Genomic DNA, 18383 nt, shown 5'->3' on the forward strand with positions numbered 1-18383 from the left:
CTACGCCTGGGCCGCAAGGCGGACGAAGGCGGCGGTGTCCAGGGTTTCGCCGCGAGCGGTGGGGGCGATGCCCGCGGCGAGCAGGCGGCGTTCGGCTTCGGCGGGCGAGCCCGCCCAGCCGGCGAGCGCGGCACGGAGGGTCTTGCGGCGCTGCGCGAACGCGGCGTCGACGACCGCGAAGACGCGGCGGCGATGCTCGGCGTCCATCGGCCACGGGGGCTGGGCGTAGCGGTCGATCCGGACCAGCCCCGACTCGACTCGCGGAACCGGCCAGAACACCTGGGTGCCCACCGCTCCCGCACGCCGGACCGTCCCGAAGAAGCCCGCTTTCACACTGGGCACACCGTAGGTGCGACTGCCGGGATCGGCGGCGAGCCGATCGGCCACCTCCGCCTGCACCATCACCAAAGCGACCGCGATGCCGGGCAATTCGGCGAGCAGATGCAGCAGCACGGGCACCGCCACGTTGTACGGGAGATTGGCCACCAGCGCGGTCGGCGCCGCGGGCAGATCCGCGGCGCTGACGCGCAGCGCGTCCGCCTCGACCACCGACAACCGCGCCGCCAGCTCCGGCGCCCGGTCCGCGACCGTCATCGGAAGGTGGCGCGCCAGCACGGGATCGATTTCCACCGCGACCACCGAGTCCACCACGTCCAGCAGCGCGAGGGTCAGCGAACCGAGACCGGGCCCGACCTCGAGCACCACGTCCCCGCGCCCTACCCCGGCGGCCGCGACGATCCGCCGCACCGTGTTCGCGTCGTGCACGAAGTTCTGCCCGAGTTGCTTGGTCGGCCGCACCCCCAGCCGCTCGGCGAGCACCCGCACTTCGGCGGGCCCGAGCAGCGCCGCGCTTCCACGAGCGGAGATTTCAGGTTCGGACACCTCGAGAATCTATCAACCGCGTCGCGACGCCCCCGGCGTCCGGTGGAGCGTCAGCTGATACCGAGCCGGCCGGTGCACGCGGGCCACGCGCCCCAGCCCTGCCGCTGGCGGGTGATCTCGGCGATAGCGATCTGCTCTTCCCTGGTGGCCATGTCGGCGCGGGGGGCGTACCGCAGGCCGCCCTGCCGCTCCCAGGTGCCCTGGTCGAACTGCACACCGCCGTAGTAGCCGTTGCCGGTGTTGATCGACCAGTTTCCGGTCGACTCGCAGCGGGCCAGCGCGTCCCAGATCGCACCGTCGCGCACCGGCGGCACCTCGGTGCCCGGCTTGGCGCCCTTGCGGACGGTCTTCGGCTGCGCCGCCACGGTCACCGTGGAACCGACCGCCTGACGGTCCACTTCCTGGCCGTTGACCATGGTGACCGCGAACGTGACGTCCTGGACGCCGGGAGCGCCGGGTGACTCCACCACCGTGCGGCTCATGTTCATGGTCGGGTCTTCGATGACGTTCTCCGGCGGGTCCAGCGGCAACGTCTCGGTGTGCTGTTCCACCCGCTTGCGCGTCACGGTGACGCGCAAGCCGTTCGTCACCGGAGTGGACGCGGCCGGTTCGACGGAATCCTGCTCGATCAGCGGGATGCCCGCCACCTCGAGGAATTTGCCCACGGTGGGGGCAGCGGCGCGCACGTCCACCGGGTTACCGATGCCGTCGACCAGCGAGACCACGCGCGGGGTCGCGATCATGAGCGTGGCGCCCTGCAACGGGAGCCGCTCGTCGCGGGCGGGCGAGACGTACACCTCTTTCGAGATCTTCAGCTGCTCGAGCGCCTCCCCCGCGGTCACGCCGGTGGTCCAGACCCGCTGGGTCATCCCGTCGACGGACAGATCCACCTCGCGGGCGCGGTTGAGCGTGATGGTCGCGCCGTCGCCGATGTGCGCGGCCAGGGCGGGCGCCACCTTGTCCCGATCGGTCACGGCGAAGCCCGCGGCCTTCAGCACACCGCGCACGTCGCGCGACATGGTGGTCTGGAAGAGCTTCTCACCGTCCACGACGACGGTCACCGTCTTGCGATTCACGATCGCGAGGCCGGCGCCGATGATCAGCGTCAGCAGCAGCGCGCCGACCGCGATGTGCAGCAGCGGCGAACGCGACTGGTTGATCCGCGTGAAGGGGGACATGGTCACAGCACGATAACGAGGGGGGCGGGGGCGGACAACAGCAAGCTCAGGAACAGCGCCTTTTCAATATCACGATCAAATATCGACCCCGCAGGTAAATCACGAAACGGAACACCGAAAGTGACATAGGACACATTTCGCATACACCGATGCATTCCGGGCATCCGTGAGCCCCCGCGGGTATGCGGGCGCGGCGCTCAGAGCCGGTAGACGCGCCGCGCGTTGTCCGTGGTGATCTTCGCCAGTTCCAGCGGATCCTGGCCGCGCACCTCGGCCAGCGCCCGCACGGTGTACGGCAGGCAATACGGCTCGTTCGGCGCTCCGCGGAACGGATGCGGGGTCAGATACGGCGCGTCCGTCTCCACCAGGATCTGGTCGTCGGGCACCACCTTCGCCGCTTCCCGCAATTCGTGCGCGTTCTTGAAGCTCACCGTCCCGGAGAAGCTGAGGATGTAGCCCTCGGCCACGCAGGACAGCGCCATGTTCGTGTCCGAGGAGAAGCAGTGGAAGATCACCCGATCCGGCGGGCCCTCGTCCAGCAGCACGGTCAGCAGGTCGTGATCGGCCTCGCGGTTGTGGATCATGAGCGGCTTGCGGACCCGCTTGGCCAGGTCGATGTGCCAGCGGAAACCGTCGATCTGCGTCTCGATGTCGGCGCAGCCGTCCAGCTTGCCCGGCCAGTAGTAATCGAGGCCGGTCTCGCCGACAGCGACCACCCGCTGGTCGTCGGCCAGGCGCTCCAGCTCGGCCTTGGCGTCGTCGTCGAGTGCGTTCGCCCTGGTCGGATGCAGCGCGACGGCGGCGTACACGCGATCGTCCCAGTGCGCGGCCCGCACCGCCCACTGCGCGGCCGCCAGGTCGTCGGCGACGGTGACCACTCGGCCGACGCCGACCGAGGCGGCGCGGTCGACGATCGCGGCGGTGGACGCCGCGTCGGTGGCTCCGCAGGCGTCCAGGTGGGTGTGCGCGTCCACGATCGGCGCCAGCGGCTCGGGCAGCTCCGGCGCGGGACGTGCTGCGCTCATCGGCGGCCACCGCGCGGAGCGGACGCGGGGACCCGCGCGTCGGCGCAGGGCATATTCACGCGAGCGAAAGAATGCACGCGCATTACAGTAGACACACCATGAGCGAAGCTGACCGCCCCGCCTTCTACATCACCACGGCCATCGCCTACCCGAACGGCGCACCGCACATCGGGCACGCGTACGAGTACATCTCGGCCGACGCCATCGCCCGCTTCAAGCGCCTCGACGGTTACGACGTGTTCTTCATGACCGGCACCGACGAGCACGGCCAGAAGATGCAGCAGGCAGCGGCCGCCGAGGGCATCCCGGTGGAAGAGCTCGCGGCGCGCAACTCCGACGTGTTCGAGGCGCTGGACAAGACGCTCGACATCTCCTTCGACCGGTTCATCCGCACCACCGACGACGATCACCAGGTGGCCAGCGCGGCCATCTGGGAACGGATGCTGGCCAACGGCGACATCTACCTGGGCAACTACTCGGGCTGGTACTCGGTGCGCGACGAGGCGTTCTACACCGACGAGGAGACCACGGTGCTGGAGGACGGCACCCGCATCTCGACCGAGTCCAAGACGCCGGTCACCTGGACCGAGGAGTCGAACTACTTCTTCCGGCTGTCGGCCTACCAGGACAAGCTGCTGGCGCTCTACGAGGAGCACCCGGAATTCATCGCGCCCGCCACCCGGCGCAACGAGATCGTCAGCTACGTCAAGGCGGGCCTGAAGGACCTGTCCATCTCGCGCACCACCTTCGACTGGGGTGTGCCGGTGCCCGGCCACCCCGACCACGTCATGTACGTGTGGGTGGACGCGCTGACGAACTACATCACCGGCGTCGGATTCCCCGACACCTCCTCCGCCGCCTTCGGCAAGTTCTGGCCCGCCGATGTGCACATCATCGGCAAGGACATCACGCGATTCCACACGGTGTACTGGCCCGCGTTCCTGATGTCGGCTGGTATCGAGCTGCCCAAACGCGTGTTCGTGCACGGGTTCCTGTACAACAAGGGCGAGAAGATGTCCAAGTCGGTCGGCAACGTGGTCGACCCGCTGGAACTGGTCGAGAACTACGGCTTGGACGCGGTGCGCTTCTTCCTGCTGCGCGAGATCTCCTACGGCCAGGACGGCAGTTACAGCCACGAGGCCATCGTGGGCCGGATCAACACCGACCTGGCCAACGAGTTCGGCAATCTGGTGCAGCGCAGCACCAAGCTGGTCGCGCGGGACTGCGGCGGCGTGGTGCCGACCCCCGGTGAGTTCACCGATGACGACCGCGCCCTGCTGGATCTGGCGGGCGGATTGCTGGAGCGCTGCCGGGCCGAGTTCGACGCGCAGCAGATGCATCTCGCGCTGGAGGCGATCTGGCTGACCCTGGGCGAGACCAACCGGTACTTCTCCGCGCAGGCGCCGTGGGCGCTGGCGAAGTCCGGTACGCCGGAGGATCTCGCCCGCGAGGCCACCGTGTTGTACGTGACGCTGGAAGTGCTGCGCATCGTCGCGATCCTGGTGCAGCCGGTACTGCCGGGGTCTGCGAGCCGCATCCTCGACCAGCTGGGGCAACACAGCCGGACGTTCGCCGATATCGCGACCGCGATCGAGCCCGGACTGACGCTGCCCGCGCCGGAACCGGTGTTCCCCAAGTACGTCGAACCGAAGGACTGATCGCCGCGGCCCGGCGTCGCGGCGGGCCGGAACGATAAGGCACACAACACTTTCGCCCTGTTGCGCGGCAGCATGCCCACGGGTGGATCCACCTGCCTTCCCACCGTGGAATGCGTTGTCGGATAATGAAACACCGGTTCGCGGCCTGGCGACACCCCGGACCGTGTGCGATCGGTACGACGACGTTCCGTTCGGGATCGGTTCCGGCACAGAGAGGGCACATATGGGCCAGCAGCACGCGACGGCATCCATTCACCGGTCCGGTTTCGCCGAGCGGCATCGGGCGGCACGCGAAGCCGTGCTCACGTCGCAACGCGGCAGGCTGGTCGAGGCGATGGTGGAATCCGTGGACAGCAAGGGCTACCCGGCCACCACGCTCACCGACATCGTTGCCAGAGCCAGGGTTTCGCGCACCACCTTCTACGACCATTTCGCCAACAAAGAGGAGTGCTTCGCCGAGGCGGTGCACACCGGGGTCGACATCATGGCGACCCGGATCGCGGACGAACTCGCCCAGTTGCCGCCGGACGCCGACGCCTACGCGAAGATCGAATCCATCGTGGTCACCTTCTGCCGGACCGTCGCCACCGAGCCGGATTTCGCCCGGCTGGTGCTGGTGGAGTCGTTCAAGGTGAACCAGGACGCCGTCGGCTACCGCGACCTGGCAGTCGACCGGTTCGCCCAGCTGTATCGGGTGTTCTACGACCAGGCGCGCGCGGCGGACCCGGCGCTGCCGGAACTCTCCGACGGGCTGATCGCCTTGATCCCGGACGCGATCGGCGAACGGACACGGCGGGTGATCGTCTCCGACGGGCCCGCGCGGGTGCCGGATCTGGCGCCGCTGTTCGTCGAGTTCGTCATGACCGCCCTCGGGCTGGCGGTTCCGTCCTGAATACCGCCACTACCGTGCGCGCCTTTCACAGTGCGCGGCCGGTACCCCACCCGTCGTCCGGTGGGGTACCGGCCGCGGGTCTCACTTCCAGCGGCCGAGCAAGGTCTCGATCTCCTTGGTCAGCACGGCTTGCAGGAACGGGCCGAAGGTGATCCGTGCGACGCCCTGATCGGCGAGGGCGGCCTTGTCGGCCTGGTCCGGCGCGACGGTGGCGCTGATCGGCAGCGGCAGTTCACCGGTCAGACGGCGCATGTCGGCCTCGGCGTGGCGGCCCACCGGGAACAGCACGTCCGCGCCCGCCTCGGCGGCCAGCTTCAGGCGCTCGATGGCGCGGTCGAGGCGATCGGAAGCCTCGCCGTCCTGACGCAGGAACAGATCCGTGCGCGCGTTGATCACCAGGTGCACACCCGCCGCGTCGGCGGCCTCGCGCAGGCCGTGCACGAGGTCGGCGTGCTCCTTCGCCGCGCGCAGCCGCTTGCCCTCGCTGTGCACCGTGTCCTCGATGTTGAGCCCGATCGCACCCGCTTCCAGCAGCCCGTCGACCAGCCGGGCGGGCTCCTGCCCGTATCCCGACTCGATGTCGACCGACACCGGAACGTCCACCGCCGCCGTGATCTGCCGTACCCGGGTCATCGACTCGTCGAACGTCATCTTCTCCCCGTCCTCGCGGCCGATCGAGTCGGCCAGCGGGTGACTGCCGACCGTCAAGGCCGGAAAGCCCGCCGCCACGGCGACTTTCGCGGACCAGGCATCCCACACCGTCGGGAAGACTCCGGGGTCCCCCGGCACGTGCAATCCGAGGAACGTCGTGGCCTTGCTCTCCAGAGAAGTCATACCGATGATCATGCCCGGCGCACCACCTCGGGTCGACCACCCGCGGCGGAGCGAAACCGCACAGGGATGCGGCCGGCCTACGAGGTGCGGCGCGCGGCGAGAACCGCGTCGTAGAGCTCGCGACGGGATACGGCGTGAACGGCGGCGACCTCCGCGCAGGCATCCTTGAGGCGCGCGCCCGCGGCGGTCAGCGATTCGACGGCGTCGACCAGGTCCGCGGGGTCGGCGGCGGAAGGCTGGGCGCCGGCCAGCACCACCGTGATCTCGCCGCGCGCGCCCTCGACGGCCCACCGGGCGAGTTCGGCCAGGGTGCCGCGCACCACTTCCTCGTAGGTCTTGGTCAGCTCCCGGCAGACGGCGGCGCGGCGGTCCGGACCGAGGATCTCGACCGCGTCGGCCAGGCAGTCGGCGAGCCGGTGCGGCGCCTCGAAGAAGACGCAGGCACGTGATTCGGCGGCCAGCGTGCGCAACCATTCCCGGCGCTGGCCGGATTTACGCGGCGGGAATCCGTCGAAGCAGAACCGTTCCACCGGCAAGGCCGACAGCGCGAGCGCCGTGGTCACCGCCGAGGGGCCGGGCAGGCAGGTCACCGGCAGGTCGCGCTCGACGCACGCCGCCACCATGCGGTAGCCGGGATCGCTCACCGACGGCATGCCCGCGTCGGTGACCAGCAGCACCGTGCGGCCGTCGGCGATCTCGTCGAGCAGCATCGGGATCCGCGCGGTCTCGACGTGGTCGTAGAAACTCACCACCCGGCCGGAGATCTCGACACCCAGCGCCTTGGCCAGCGACCTGGTGCGCCGGGTGTCCTCGGCGGCCACCACGTCGGCGGTCGCCAGTCCCTCGCGCAGGCGCTGCGAGGCGTCCCCGATGTCGCCCATCGGTGTCGCCGCGAGCACCAGCCTGCCCGTCGTCACTGTCGCTGTTCCGCCTCTCCGAGTAGTCAGGCCGTCCGAGTCGGGTGTCGAAGGATTCGCGAGTTACCCGTGTGCTGACGAAATCGGTTCGTAGCGTATTCCGGTCTCGGCGAAACCACCCAACGCGTACGGCCTGAATACTCCCAGAGGCGGCACAGCATACGATCGGGGCGTGACCCAGGTGACCGACCAGCGCGCGACCGCACGGTTCGGAAACGTGCCCTCCTGGTCGAGCCCGGGCCCGCTGCGGCCGCCACCCGACTTCGGGCCCGACGACCGCCTGCGCGGCTGGCTGGTGACGGCGTTCCTCACCGCGATCGCGGCGGTGACCCGCTTCACGATGCTCAACTACCCGACCGACGCCGGCACCCCGGTGTTCGACGAGAAGCACTACGCCCCGCAGGCCTGGCAGATGCTCACCGGCGGCTGGGTGGAGGACAACCCCGGCTACGGGCTGGTGGTGCACCCTCCGGTCGGCAAGCAGTTCATCGCGATCGGCGAGGCGATATTCGGCTACAACGGCTGGGGCTGGCGCTTCACCGCCGCGCTGGCCGGAACCGTGCTGGTGCTGCTGGTGATCCGGATCGTGCGCCGGATGGCGCGCTCCACCCTGATCGGCGCGATCGCGGGCATTTTGCTGATCGCCGACGGGCTCACCTTCGTGTCCTCGCGCATCGGCATGCTCGATATCTTCATGGGGTTGTTCGTCACCGCAGCCTTCGGTTGCCTGATCGTCGACCGCGACGAGGTCCGCGCCCGGTTCGCCCGCGCGGACGCCGACGGCCGGATCGGCATGACGGACTGGGGGCCGCGCCTCGGGGTGCGCTGGTGGCGCTTCGGCGCGGGCGTGCTGCTCGGCCTGGCCTGCGGAACCAAATGGTCCGGCGTCTATTTCATCGCCGCCTTCGGCCTGCTGAGCGTCTACTACGATCTCGCGGCGCGGCGCGACTACGGGGTGCGCCGTCCGTGGCTCGGCGTCGCGCTGCGCGATATCGGGCCCGCGCTCTACGCGCTGGTGCTCGTGCCCCTGGGCGTCTATCTGGCCAGCTACTGGGCCTGGTTCGCGAGCGAGACGGGCGTGTACCGGTACATGCCGGGCAATCCGTCCGCGCCGAGCGACGCGATCGGCACCGGCGGCTTCTGGTCGCACGTGGTGCCGGGCGCGCTTCGTTCGCTCTGGTACTTCAACGCCAGGTCCCTGGAATTCCACACGGAGCTGACCAACTCGGCGGGCAACCATCACCCGTGGGAATCCAAACCATGGACCTGGCCCATGGGTCTGCGCCCGATGCTGTACTACTACGCCGACAGCGGCGTCAGCGGTTGCGGCCAGACCCAATGCGTGAAGGCCGTGATGCTGATCGGGACGCCCGCCATCTGGTGGGTCGCGGGCCCGGTACTGGCCTGGATGCTGTGGCGCGCCGTAACCCGTCGCGACTGGCGCTACGGCGCCGTGCTGGTCGGCTACGGCGCCGCGCTGCTGCCCTGGTTCGCCACACTCGACCGGCAGATGTACTACTTCTACGCCGTCCCGATGGCCCCATTCCTGGTGATGGGCGTGGCGCTGGCACTCGGCGACGTGTTGGGCCCGGCGCACCCGAGCACCATTCCGCGCAGCCCCGCCGGGACCTACCTACCCGCCCCGCCGAACGAACGGCGCAGCCTCGGACTGCTCGCGGTCTGTCTCTACCTGGGCCTGGTGATCGCCAACTTCATCTGGCTCTGGCCCATTCTCACCGCCCTCCCGATCACCCCGGGCAACTGGCACGACCATCTCTGGCTGCCCAGCTGGAAGTGAGGGTTACCCCTCCAAGGCCGCCTGCACGTAGTGCAGGGCCGTGGCGTCGTCCAATCCCAATCTGCGCACCGTCGCGACGTAGGCGGTGGCCGCGCGGCCCGCGACGTCGCGGGTGGGGTCGCCGGACGACGCGATGAACGAGCCTTGCCTGCCCCGGGTTTCGACCACGCCGTCGGCCTCCAGCTCACGGTAGGCGCGCGCCACCGTGTTGGGGGCGAGGCCGAGTTGGGCGGCCAGGGCGCGGACGGTCGGGATCTTGGTTCCGGCCGTCAGCTCGCCGGAACGCACCTGGGCGACGACGGCGAGGCGTAGCTGCTCGTAGGGCGGCACAGCGGATTCGTGGGAGACCGTGACGGTGAACATGCCCGCGCTCACAAGTCGTCTCGGGACAGCGGGCAGGACAGGCAGCGGGGTCCGCCGCGGCCGGAGCCCAACTCGGAGCCGGGGATGCGCAGCACCTCGATGCCCGCGTCCTCCAGCCTGGCGTTGGTCATCTCGTTGCGCTCGTAGGCGACCACCACGCCGGGAGCGAGGGCGAGGGTGTTGTTGCCGTCGTCCCACTGCTCGCGTTCGGCGGTGACGCCGTCCAGCCCCGTGTCGATCACCCGCAGCTTGCCGATGCCCATGGCTTCGGCGGCCGCGGGCAGGAACGGGTCCGGGCCGCTGATCCCGACCCGGCCGCTGCCGGACCGTCCGCCGTAATCGTCCTCCTTGCGAATCGTGAAGGCGCACAGCGACTCCCGCACCGCCGGATACATCACGACGGCGTCCGCGTCCACCATGGTGCACACCGTGTCCAGGTGCATGGTCGCGCGGGTCTGCACGATCGGCACCACGAGCACGGTGTGGGCGAGGTCGTCGTCGAACAAGCTGCGCGCCAACGCCTCCGCACCCGCGGGCGAGGTGCGCTCCCCGACGCCCACCGCGACCACTCCTTCCGAGAGCAGCAGCACGTCGCCCCCTTCGATCGGAGCGGTGTGCGATTCATAGGCGCGGCGCACCCCGAGAAACCGGGGATGGAAGGCGTAGATGAGGTCGGTCAGCGAGGTTTCCCTGCCGCGGGCGGGCAGCGCGAGCGAGGTGATCGCGACACGCGGACCGACCCAGAACGAGGAGTCCCTGGTGAACAGCAGATTGGGCAGCGGATCGATGACGAAGTCGCCGCCGTGGTGCATGCGGCGTACCAGCGAGGTGGCATCGGGCCCGAAGGGCAATTCGTCGAAGGTCATTCCCGCCACCAGGATCTCGGCCAGTTCCGTGGCGGGCACCCCGCGCAGGAAGGCGGCCAGCTCGTCGGCCAGCGTGTGCCCGAGCCTGCGCGCGTCGACCGCGGCGGCGATGCCCTGGATGCGGGCGGCGCCGCTGACCTCGATGGTTTCGGCGAGCAGGTCCGACAGCAGCAGCACCTCGGTGCCGCGGCCGCGCAGGACCTCGGCGAAAGCGTCGTGTTCCTGCTGCGCGCGCTCCACCCAGGGGATGCCGTCGAACAGCAGCTGATCGTTGTTGCGCGGAGTAAGCCTGCGCAGCTCGTTGCCCGGCCGGTGCAGCAGCACCGTACGCAGCGTGCCGACTTCGGACGTCACGGCCAGGCGCGCACCCTCCCGCGCGGATACAGCATCTGCTCCCATGATCAGACCGTAGTGCGCCGAGGCCCGGAGAGCACGGAATTCCCGGCTTCGGATGCCGATCGCCCGCGATCACCGAATCCGGTCCCGGCACCTCCGTACCTCAAGTATTGTTGAGGTGATTGGGAGGAGCGTGCATGTCGACAGCAGCCGATTGGCGGGCGAAGGAGCTGACCCCCGGGCAGCTTTCCGAGCGTAGTGGAGTCGCGGTCTCCGCGTTGCACTTCTACGAACGCGAGGGGCTCATCACGAGTAGACGTACCAGCGGCAATCAGCGCAGATATGCCCGCGAGACCTTGCGTCGCGTGGCGTTCATCCGCATCTCCCAGCGCGTCGGCATACCGCTGAGCGAGATCCGGGCCGCCCTCGATCAGCTGCCCGAGGGCCGCACCCCCACCCGGCGCGACTGGGAGGCCCTTTCCACCGTCTGGCGTGCCGATCTCGACGACCGGATCACTCAGCTGATCCGCCTGCGCGACAGCCTCACCGGCTGCATCGGCTGCGGCTGCCTGTCGCTTGGCAGCTGCCGCCTGGTCAACGAGCACGACCGGCTCGGCGCCGAGGGTCCGGGCGCCCGCGTGCTCGACGTCCAGCTCAACTGCCCGTCGAAGCCAGCAGCCTGCTGAAACGCGCACTGGTGCGTCGCATCACGAACTCGTAGGGGAACGCGAACTTGCGTGCCCACCAATATCCGAAGCGGATGTCGAACGAGCTGTAGACCAGGAACCGGTTGCGTTCGATCCCGCGCAGGATCGCCGCGGCCACCCGTTCCGGCGGCACCGCGTGCTCGGCGAAAGCGGCGGTGAGCCGCTTGATCTTCGGGTCCTCTTTGTTCACCCCGGCCAGCTCGACGCTTTGCACCAGCGGCGTGTTCACCGCGCCCGGCGCCACCAAGTGCACCGTGATGCCGTGTTGCGCCAGATCGAAACGCAGCACCTCCGACACGCCGCGAATGCCGTATTTGCCCGCGCTGTAGGCCGCGTGCCATGGCAGCGCGAGCAGCCCCGCCGCCGAGGACACGTTGACCAGCGCACCGCCCTTGCCCGCGCGCACCATGGGCGGCACGAAGGTCTCGATGACGTGGATCGGGCCCATCAGGTTGACCTCCACCATGCGCCGCCAGTGCTTGTGCTCCAGGTTCTCCACGGTCCCCCACACCGAGGTGCCCGCGATGTTCATGACGACGTCCAGACTGCAGAGTTCGGCGTGCACCCGGTCGGCGAAGACGCGCACCGCGTCGTAGTCGGTGATGTCCAGCGCTTCGGCCAGGGCGACGCGACCGCCCGCGGCGCGGATGTCGGTCACCGTGGCGTCCAGGCCCTCGGCATTGATGTCGGTGAGCACCAGCTCGGCGCCGTCCGCGGCGGTGGCCAGCGCGGTGGCCCGGCCGATACCGCTCGCCGCGCCCGTGACCAGAACCTTCGCATCGCGCACCGTCGTTCGCCCCGCTCGCCCACGACCTCTACCCAGCACCGCGCATCCCATCTCGAATCGCCGAATCGGTTCTCCGCAGGGTAGTCCAGTGGGCCGTCGCCGACCGGGACGCCGCTATCGCCCCAGGACCGCGAGCATGCCCGCGACGGCTCGCGGCCAAGTGAACTGCTCGGCGCGGCTGCGGGCGGCCCGGCGGCGACCGGCCTGCGGCATGGCCAGCACGTCGCTGACCGCCGCCGCGAACGCGGAGGGATGGTCGGCGGCCACCGCGCCGCAGTCGGCGGTCACGATGTCGGCCAAGGCGGAGGATCGGCTGGCCACCACGGGTGTGCCCGCGGCGAGCGCTTCCAGCGCCGCGAGGCCGAAGGTCTCGTGCGGGCCCGGCGCCAGCGAGACGTCCGCGGTGGCGAGCAGCTTGGCGACCATCGCGCGCTCGGAGATGAAGCCGGTGAAGTGCACGGCGGGCACCCCGCCCGGCAGCGGGGCCAGCGCGCGGGCCCGCCGTTGCAGCGCGTCCCGGCGCGGACCGTCCCCGGCGACGACCAACCGCGCCTCGACACCCACCTCCCGCAGCGCGCCGATCGCCTCGATGCTGCGATCCACCCGTTTCTCGACCGACAACCGGCCGCAGTGCACCAGCAGCGGACGACCCGGCACGCCGAGGTCGGCGCGCAGCCTGCGATCGCGCCGGTGCGGGCTGAACAGCTCGAGGTCCACCCCGAGCGGGACCAGCTCCACGTTCGCCGCGCCGATGCGCAGGAACTCCTCGCGGGCGAACTCGGTGGTGCACACGACCATGTCGTAGTCGGTGGCGGTCTGCCGGTTGGCCCCGTCGGCGCAGCGCCGCGCCAGCGGACCGGGCAGCACCTGACCGAGCAGCCGGTCGAGCCGCTCGTGCGAGATCATCACGCCGGTCACGTCGCGCCGTCGCGCCCAGCGGCCGAAGCCGCGCAGTGTCAGCCGGTCGGACACCTCGAGCACGTCGGGCCGCAATCCGTCCAGGACATCGGCCACCCGGCGTGGATCAGCCGCACGGTAGCCACCGGTCCACGGAATGGCCAACGCGGGCAGCGTGATCCGCGCGACCCCGGTGGGCAGGATCTCCTCCGACCGGCGCGGACCCGGCACGATCAGTACCACGTCGTGTCCGGCGGCGACGTATCCCTCTCCCAGGTGGTGCAGCGCGGTGCGCAGCCCACCCGAACGCGGGCCGTAGAAGTTCGCAAGCTGAACTATGCGCACGCGGCCGATCGTGCAGCGCATCGGGGCACCCGTGCCCAACGGTGCGTGAACGGCCGTGGAAGACCCGGATAACCGGCGGCTGCGGCCGTGATCTCAGTGCGCGGGCAACCCGCGCCCGGCCCGGGGCAGATCCAGATCGAGCGGGATGCGGCCCGCGGTGAGGTGCGTTTCGACCTGCTCGGCGGGCATCGGCTTGGCGATCAGGAAGCCCTGCGCGCGGTAGCAGCCGAGGCCGACCAGGGTGCGCGCGGCGACCGCCGTCTCGACGCCCTCGCCGACGACGCCGAGCCCGAACGAGCCGGCCAGGCCGATGATGGATTTCACGATGGCCAGATCGTCGGTGCTGGCGCCGAGCCGCTGCACGAACCCCCGATCGATCTTCACCGCGTCCACCGGCAGCGCCTTCAGATGCGACAGCGAGCTGTATCCGGTGCCGAAGTCGTCGATGGCGATCTGCACACCCATCCGCTTCAGTCCGCGCAGCGTGACCTGGGTCCGGGCCAGGTCCTGCACCACGACGTGCTCGGTGATCTCCAGGCACACCGAGCTGCCATCGATGCCGAACAGGCGGAGGATGTCCTCGATGCGTTCGACGAAGTCGAGGCTGACCAGTTGCACCGGCGACACGTTGATCCGCATCACCACGTTGCCCGCCAAGCCCCGCCTGCGCCATTCGGCGAACTGCGCGCACGCCGAACGGATCACCCAGCGCCCCAGCTCCCCGGCCAGGTTGGTGGCCTCCGCGACGGTGACGAACGCGGCGGGCGGCAGCAGCCCCCTGGTCGGATGCAGCCAGCGGACCAGCGCCTCCAATGCCACGATGCGGCCCGTGCGCAGATCCACCTCGGGCTGATAGTGCAGCAGCAGCGAGCCGTCCGACACCGCGCCGCGCAGGTTGAGCTCCACGTCGTCCTGGAGTTCGAATTGCGCGCGCATGGTGTCGGTGAACACCGCGACGCCGTTGCCGCCGCCCGATTTCGCCGACAACAAGGCGTGATCGGCGCGGCGCAGCACGTCGGCGACGGTGGTCTCACCGGGGAAGCCGAGCGCTACGCCGACGCTCGCGCCCCGGCTGACCGACTCGCCGCCGACGGTGACGCGCCGGGCGATCAACTGCTGGATGCGGTTGGCCTCGTATTCGGCGGCCACCGCGTCCATGGGCTTGGCGGGCACGATGACGAATTCGTCGCCACCCAGCCGGGCGATCATGTCGTTCGGGTCCAGGTTCTCGCGCAACCGCGTCGACAACGTGCGGATGAAGTTGTCCCCGGCCGTGTGACCGAGGAAATCGTTGAGGGCTTTCAAGCGGTCCAGGTCGAGGAAGAAGGCGGCCACCGGGCCGGGACTGCCGGAGCGTAATCGCTCCTCCATGTGCTCGAGCAGCGCACGCCGATTCGCCAGGCCGGTCAGGTCGTCGTGCAGCGCGATATATCGGAGACGTTCCTCCGCGACCACCCGCGCCTGTAGCTGCGCGAACAGCGCCGCGATGGCTTTCAGCACGTTGAGTTCGCGAGTGCTCCACTCGCGATCGCCGGACTTGACGAAGCCGAGCACGCCGGTCGGCTCGCCCCGCGACAGCAGCGGCACGGCGGCCGAGGTCACCCCCACGATGCCGGACCCGCGGCGGACGGTCTCCTGGTAATCGGCGAACTCCGGGGTCGGGCGCGCGACCATCGGCTCGGTCGCGTTCTCCAGCGCACGGAACACGGGATCGGCCCCGTCGAAGTAGATCACGCCGAGCGGGTCGGGATCGGGGACGTTCTGCCGGTGCGGCCACTCCGCGACGAGCACGGTTGCCCGGCGTTCGCGGTCGGTGTGCCGCACGTAGCTGAAATCCACGTCGAAGTACTCGACCAGTTGGGCGAGCACGCGTTCGGTGGCGGCGACCATGGTCGTGGCGTCCACACCCATGAGCTCAGAGGCGACCTGGGTCACCAACGAGTCGAGTGTCCGCCGTGGCACATTGTCTCCGATCGCGCTAACTACTGGTGTCCACGCCGAGCACCGGACGCCGCCTGCTGCGTACGGTGGCGGCGGAGGCGTAGCTCAGGCGAAGCACCAACGCCATGGTCTCATGCTCAGGCACTTCCAGCAGGTCCAGGAAACGGCCCTGAAGTGACGCTAGTGTATCCGCGAAGTCGGGGGAAATCGCAGCAAGTTCGCCATGGCGTCGGGCGTAGAGGTATACGGGGGAAATCGGTTGCACACCCAATCCGAGGCGCTCGGCCTGCACCCAAACCCGCGCGACCGCCGCTCCGGCCGCGGCGTAGTCGGTCAATCGCGGGTCGATCCCGTCGAATGTCACCGCCAGAATGGCGGAGCTGGAGCGCACCCGGTCACCGGTGTATTTGCCCAGCGCCGAACCGCCCGCCCAGGACCGCACCTGCGCCATGACGTCGGCACGTGTGGTGATCTCGAATGCCGCCCACTCGTCGTCGGTCAGCTCCAGGCTGCGCGCGTCGATTCCGGTCTCCGGGTCGTCGTCGGAGGCCCAGCGGACCTCGGCGAGCATTTCCTCGTATAAGCGCGGCGTGAGATAGCGGATTCGATCGGAATCGCCCAGCAAACGTGCAGCTTCTTCGATGTCCTGCCGATCAACGACCGCGCGCACGTGCGCCCCGGCCGATTCGGCGACCGCTGTGAGCGTGTCGAGTACGCCGTCGGCAGGCGCGGCCCCGGTGCCGATCCTTCGGTTGGTCTCGCGGCGCAGCACAGCGGGATAGTCGGCGGCCAGCTCGGCACTGCGGTCGTCTCCCAGGCGCAGGCGGGCGAGGAGACGACCGGACCCCGGCGGGCCCTCGACGAACTCGTGCGGCCCGAGAATCCCGTGCGCGGCGGCGGCGACCCGCGCGTTGTACACGGCCGCGCCGAGCGCGACGGCGCTGCCGCGATAGCCGATGTCCATCGCCGTGCTGTGCTGTGGCGCCAGTTCGATGGAGATCGCCCCTGCCTCGGCGCGCAGCGACCACGGCTGCATGTTTCCCCCGGACGGCGCCCGTTGGGCGCAGGCCAGGACGCTTTCGACGGGTCCGCCGACGGGCTCGGGCGGCGCTTCGGCCCACGCCGGCTCGTCGTTCGGCGGAGGGTCGGCCAGCTCGTCGAGATGCCGCTCCACATCGACCCGGACGCGACCGGAAGCCAGCTTCATTCCCAGTCCGATGCGCCGTACCGCGGCGACCACGCTCGCGGCGCCGAGGGTGACGTCACCGGCCAGCTGCGGCCAGCTGGTCACCGTCTCGCCGACTTCGACCAGGCTCGCACCCAGCCTCGGCGACAGGCCGGCGGCGCCGAGCAGCTTCACCACGAACGGCGCCTTCTCGCGCGAGGTCAGCCCGCGCAGATCCTGCGCGCGAATCTCGCCGAGCAATCCGTGAAACGCCGGGCGCCCCGGTTCGAGATCGAAACGCTCGACGTCCAGCAAACCGCGGTCGCTGGTTTCCATCAGCACCGGAATGCGCTGCCGAGCCGCCGCCTCGCGAATCACCAGTTTCATATCGAGGGAATCGCATTCCTCGACCACGATCGCGAGGCCGTCCAAGAATTCATCCGCCGAATTCTCGTCTACACCGGTAGCGAAGATCTCCACCGGTAGATAGGGGTCCAACTCGGCGATGCGGCGGGCGGTCACCACCGCTTTGTTGACGCCGACGTCGAACAGCGTTCCCGCCACCCGGTTGAGATTCGACAATTCGATTTCGTCCAGATCGGCCAAGCGCAGCCCGCCGCAAACGCCCTCGAGGGCGAGCAGTTGCGCGATCGCGTTTCCCGCGCTTTGTCCGATTATCCCGATGGCGCCTTCGGCCAGACGCTCCTGTTCGGCTCTGGTCAATTTGTTTCGATTGCGATCCAGCCGAATCGACCGGAAAGTACCCGGCCCCGGCAATCCGACCACCGCGGCGCGCCACGGATAGTAGATCCAGCGATCCGCTTCGGGCCCCTCCGGGATATCCGGCGCGGCGACCATCTTGCGGCGCTCGGCGCGCAACGACATACGCAGGTCGCGGAACTCGACGTGCGGGTCGTCGCGCAGGCCCGCGAGGGTCCGCGCGTCCGCCGGATCGGCCGGGTCGAGGATCAGCGGCCGGTATTCCGCCACTCGGTTCGGGTCATCGCCCATGGCCGCGCCGGCCCTCCGTCGCCCGGCCGGCCCCGCACCGCATGTCGAGCGGACGCGCGGTGGGCAAGCCGAGCGCGTCCTGCTCGGCTCGCGTCGCGGCCCGCTGGGATTCCTCGGCGAACGCGCCATAGCTTCGCGTGTCCCACCACAGCGGAACGGTTCGGTAGCGCTCGTCCGGATACGGCACCGCCGGGATGCGCTCGGCCGCGACCGCACCGCACGCCTCGTGCCGGGACACGGTGAAGGAGGCCACCGTCGCGAAGCCGTACCGCGCCCCGAGCAGGCGCGCGCCGTGCAGCACGGTGCGCGAGATCGCGGCACCGAGTTCGGCCCGGTGGGCCGCGTCGCGGGCGACCCATGCCCCTTTGGCCTCGACCACGCCGTGCGGTATCCGCTCGGCGATCATCCGGCGCAAGTCCTCCGCGCCCGGATGACCGGCCCATTCGAGCAGCGCGTGCGCCTGCCGCGCGTCGGTGTACGGCCCTTGCATCCGCGTTCCGGCGACCATGTTCCCGTCGGCGTCGAGCGCGGCGAAGAACAGCGACGTCGACGCACCGTCGGCGACGGCGTCGTATTCGAGCGCCTGTTCGACTCCGAATCGCCGGTAAACGTCGCGCGCCCCGTTCAGATACCGGTGCCAGAGTTCCGGTTGACCACTCGGTTCGGAGACAAAGAACGCACACTCGGATTGCGCGTCGTAATACCGTTGCACTCCCCGTCCACGGGAGTTCCTCGGCACGACTGCAATCAGATCCACAGTCATGTTGTTCCACTCCATCGC

Annotated in this window: 16 protein-coding genes; 4 read left to right on the plus strand and 12 right to left on the minus strand. The window is 69.6% G+C overall.

Translation table 11 applies throughout. The annotated features are described in order from the left end of the window. The 3 genes from rsmA to ON29_RS24330 form a co-directional block, all read right to left on the minus strand. On the minus strand, positions 1 to 882 hold the full coding sequence (gene rsmA / locus ON29_RS24320; protein ID WP_040869815.1) for a 16S rRNA (adenine(1518)-N(6)/adenine(1519)-N(6))-dimethyltransferase RsmA: 882 nt from the start codon (positions 880 to 882) through the stop codon (positions 1 to 3). A 50-nt stretch (positions 883 to 932) separates the two neighbouring features. After that, positions 933 to 2060, minus strand: coding sequence for a resuscitation-promoting factor (locus ON29_RS37525; protein ID WP_040869817.1), 1128 nt, complete (start codon positions 2058 to 2060; stop codon positions 933 to 935). Between the two features lie 197 nt (positions 2061 to 2257). Continuing rightward, a complete protein-coding gene (locus ON29_RS24330; protein ID WP_040869818.1) occupies positions 2258 to 3085 on the minus strand; it encodes a TatD family hydrolase in 828 nt (275 codons plus the stop codon). 71 nt (positions 3086 to 3156) lie between these two features. Here ON29_RS24330 and metG point away from each other — a divergent pair, with 71 nt between their 5' ends. Both metG and ON29_RS24340 read left to right on the plus strand, forming a co-directional pair. Then, positions 3157 to 4743: a methionine--tRNA ligase gene (gene metG / locus ON29_RS24335; protein ID WP_281032563.1), complete on the plus strand. Its 1587-nt coding sequence runs from the start codon at positions 3157 to 3159 to the stop codon at positions 4741 to 4743. Positions 4744 to 4966: 223 nt separating this feature from the next. Continuing rightward, positions 4967 to 5635 (plus strand): TetR/AcrR family transcriptional regulator, encoded by a 669-nt coding sequence (locus ON29_RS24340; RefSeq protein ID WP_040869821.1) that lies wholly within the window; start codon positions 4967 to 4969, stop codon positions 5633 to 5635. A gap of 81 nt (positions 5636 to 5716) precedes the next feature. Here ON29_RS24340 and ON29_RS24345 read toward each other — a convergent pair whose 3' ends face one another. Continuing rightward, the gene (locus ON29_RS24345) at positions 5717 to 6469 is read right to left on the minus strand and encodes an isocitrate lyase/PEP mutase family protein (RefSeq protein WP_040869986.1); all 753 of its coding nucleotides are present in this window, start codon (positions 6467 to 6469) and stop codon (positions 5717 to 5719) included. Between the two features lie 77 nt (positions 6470 to 6546). Beyond that, on the minus strand, positions 6547 to 7386 hold the full coding sequence (gene rsmI / locus ON29_RS24350) for a 16S rRNA (cytidine(1402)-2'-O)-methyltransferase (RefSeq protein ID WP_281032564.1): 840 nt from the start codon (positions 7384 to 7386) through the stop codon (positions 6547 to 6549). A 172-nt stretch (positions 7387 to 7558) separates the two neighbouring features. Here rsmI and ON29_RS24355 point away from each other — a divergent pair, with 172 nt between their 5' ends. Continuing rightward, positions 7559 to 9184, plus strand: coding sequence for a dolichyl-phosphate-mannose--protein mannosyltransferase (locus ON29_RS24355; RefSeq protein ID WP_040869823.1), 1626 nt, complete (start codon positions 7559 to 7561; stop codon positions 9182 to 9184). A 3-nt stretch (positions 9185 to 9187) separates the two neighbouring features. On the opposite strand, the gene ON29_RS24360 is transcribed toward ON29_RS24355, so the two are convergent. Next, the gene (locus tag ON29_RS24360) at positions 9188 to 9547 is read right to left on the minus strand and encodes a GntR family transcriptional regulator (protein WP_040869989.1); all 360 of its coding nucleotides are present in this window, start codon (positions 9545 to 9547) and stop codon (positions 9188 to 9190) included. An 8-nt stretch (positions 9548 to 9555) separates the two neighbouring features. Then, entirely contained in the window at positions 9556 to 10812 is a 1257-nt protein-coding gene (gene arcA, locus ON29_RS24365; RefSeq protein ID WP_040869824.1) for an arginine deiminase, read from the minus strand. A gap of 134 nt (positions 10813 to 10946) precedes the next feature. On the opposite strand from arcA, the gene soxR reads away from it, so the two are divergent. Next, positions 10947 to 11435 carry a redox-sensitive transcriptional activator SoxR gene (gene soxR / locus ON29_RS24370; RefSeq protein ID WP_040869825.1) on the plus strand — a complete coding sequence of 163 codons (489 nt, stop codon included), beginning with the start codon at positions 10947 to 10949 and terminating at the stop codon, positions 11433 to 11435. Here soxR and ON29_RS24375 read toward each other — a convergent pair. From ON29_RS24375 to ON29_RS24395, 5 genes are all read right to left on the minus strand, one after another. Then, entirely contained in the window at positions 11404 to 12294 is an 891-nt protein-coding gene (locus ON29_RS24375; protein WP_083864043.1) for an SDR family oxidoreductase, read from the minus strand. The two genes, soxR and ON29_RS24375, sit on opposite strands and share 32 nt — an antisense overlap. A gap of 63 nt (positions 12295 to 12357) precedes the next feature. Further along, complete coding sequence (locus tag ON29_RS24380; RefSeq protein ID WP_040869990.1) at positions 12358 to 13485, minus strand: glycosyltransferase; 1128 nt, start codon at positions 13483 to 13485, stop codon at positions 12358 to 12360. Between the two features lie 93 nt (positions 13486 to 13578). Further along, on the minus strand, positions 13579 to 15396 hold the full coding sequence (locus ON29_RS24385; protein ID WP_051175564.1) for a putative bifunctional diguanylate cyclase/phosphodiesterase: 1818 nt from the start codon (positions 15394 to 15396) through the stop codon (positions 13579 to 13581). A 67-nt stretch (positions 15397 to 15463) separates the two neighbouring features. After that, on the minus strand, positions 15464 to 17602 hold the full coding sequence (locus ON29_RS24390) for an Rv1355c family protein (RefSeq protein ID WP_040869830.1): 2139 nt from the start codon (positions 17600 to 17602) through the stop codon (positions 15464 to 15466). Beyond that, positions 17592 to 18365, minus strand: coding sequence for a hypothetical protein (locus tag ON29_RS24395; protein WP_040869992.1), 774 nt, complete (start codon positions 18363 to 18365; stop codon positions 17592 to 17594). The genes ON29_RS24390 and ON29_RS24395 overlap by 11 nt, the downstream gene beginning before the upstream one ends. Positions 18366 to 18383 lie beyond the last annotated feature (18 nt).

The sequence above is a fragment of the Nocardia exalbida NBRC 100660 genome (genome assembly GCF_000308575.1).
Classification (GTDB): domain Bacteria; phylum Actinomycetota; class Actinomycetes; order Mycobacteriales; family Mycobacteriaceae; genus Nocardia; species Nocardia exalbida.

Excerpts from the sequence above, each read along its gene's own strand:
- ON29_RS24330 (WP_040869818.1), bottom strand. The coding sequence starts at position 3,085 with ATGAGCGCAGCACGTCCCGCGCCGGAGCTGCCCGAGCCGCTGGCGCCG.
- ON29_RS24390 (WP_040869830.1), bottom strand. The coding sequence starts at position 17,602 with ATGGGCGATGACCCGAACCGAGTGGCGGAATACCGGCCGCTGATCCTC.
- ON29_RS24385 (WP_051175564.1), bottom strand. The coding sequence starts at position 15,396 with ATGGGTGTGGACGCCACGACCATGGTCGCCGCCACCGAACGCGTGCTC.
- ON29_RS24375 (WP_083864043.1), bottom strand. The coding sequence starts at position 12,294 with ATGGGATGCGCGGTGCTGGGTAGAGGTCGTGGGCGAGCGGGGCGAACG.
- ON29_RS24340 (WP_040869821.1), top strand. The coding sequence starts at position 4,967 with ATGGGCCAGCAGCACGCGACGGCATCCATTCACCGGTCCGGTTTCGCC.
- ON29_RS24345 (WP_040869986.1), bottom strand. The coding sequence starts at position 6,469 with ATGACTTCTCTGGAGAGCAAGGCCACGACGTTCCTCGGATTGCACGTG.
- soxR (WP_040869825.1), top strand. The coding sequence starts at position 10,947 with ATGTCGACAGCAGCCGATTGGCGGGCGAAGGAGCTGACCCCCGGGCAG.
- ON29_RS24360 (WP_040869989.1), bottom strand. The coding sequence starts at position 9,547 with ATGTTCACCGTCACGGTCTCCCACGAATCCGCTGTGCCGCCCTACGAG.
- metG (WP_281032563.1), top strand. The coding sequence starts at position 3,157 with ATGCACGCGCATTACAGTAGACACACCATGAGCGAAGCTGACCGCCCC.
- ON29_RS24395 (WP_040869992.1), bottom strand. The coding sequence starts at position 18,365 with ATGACTGTGGATCTGATTGCAGTCGTGCCGAGGAACTCCCGTGGACGG.
- ON29_RS37525 (WP_040869817.1), bottom strand. The coding sequence starts at position 2,060 with ATGTCCCCCTTCACGCGGATCAACCAGTCGCGTTCGCCGCTGCTGCAC.
- arcA (WP_040869824.1), bottom strand. The coding sequence starts at position 10,812 with ATGGGAGCAGATGCTGTATCCGCGCGGGAGGGTGCGCGCCTGGCCGTG.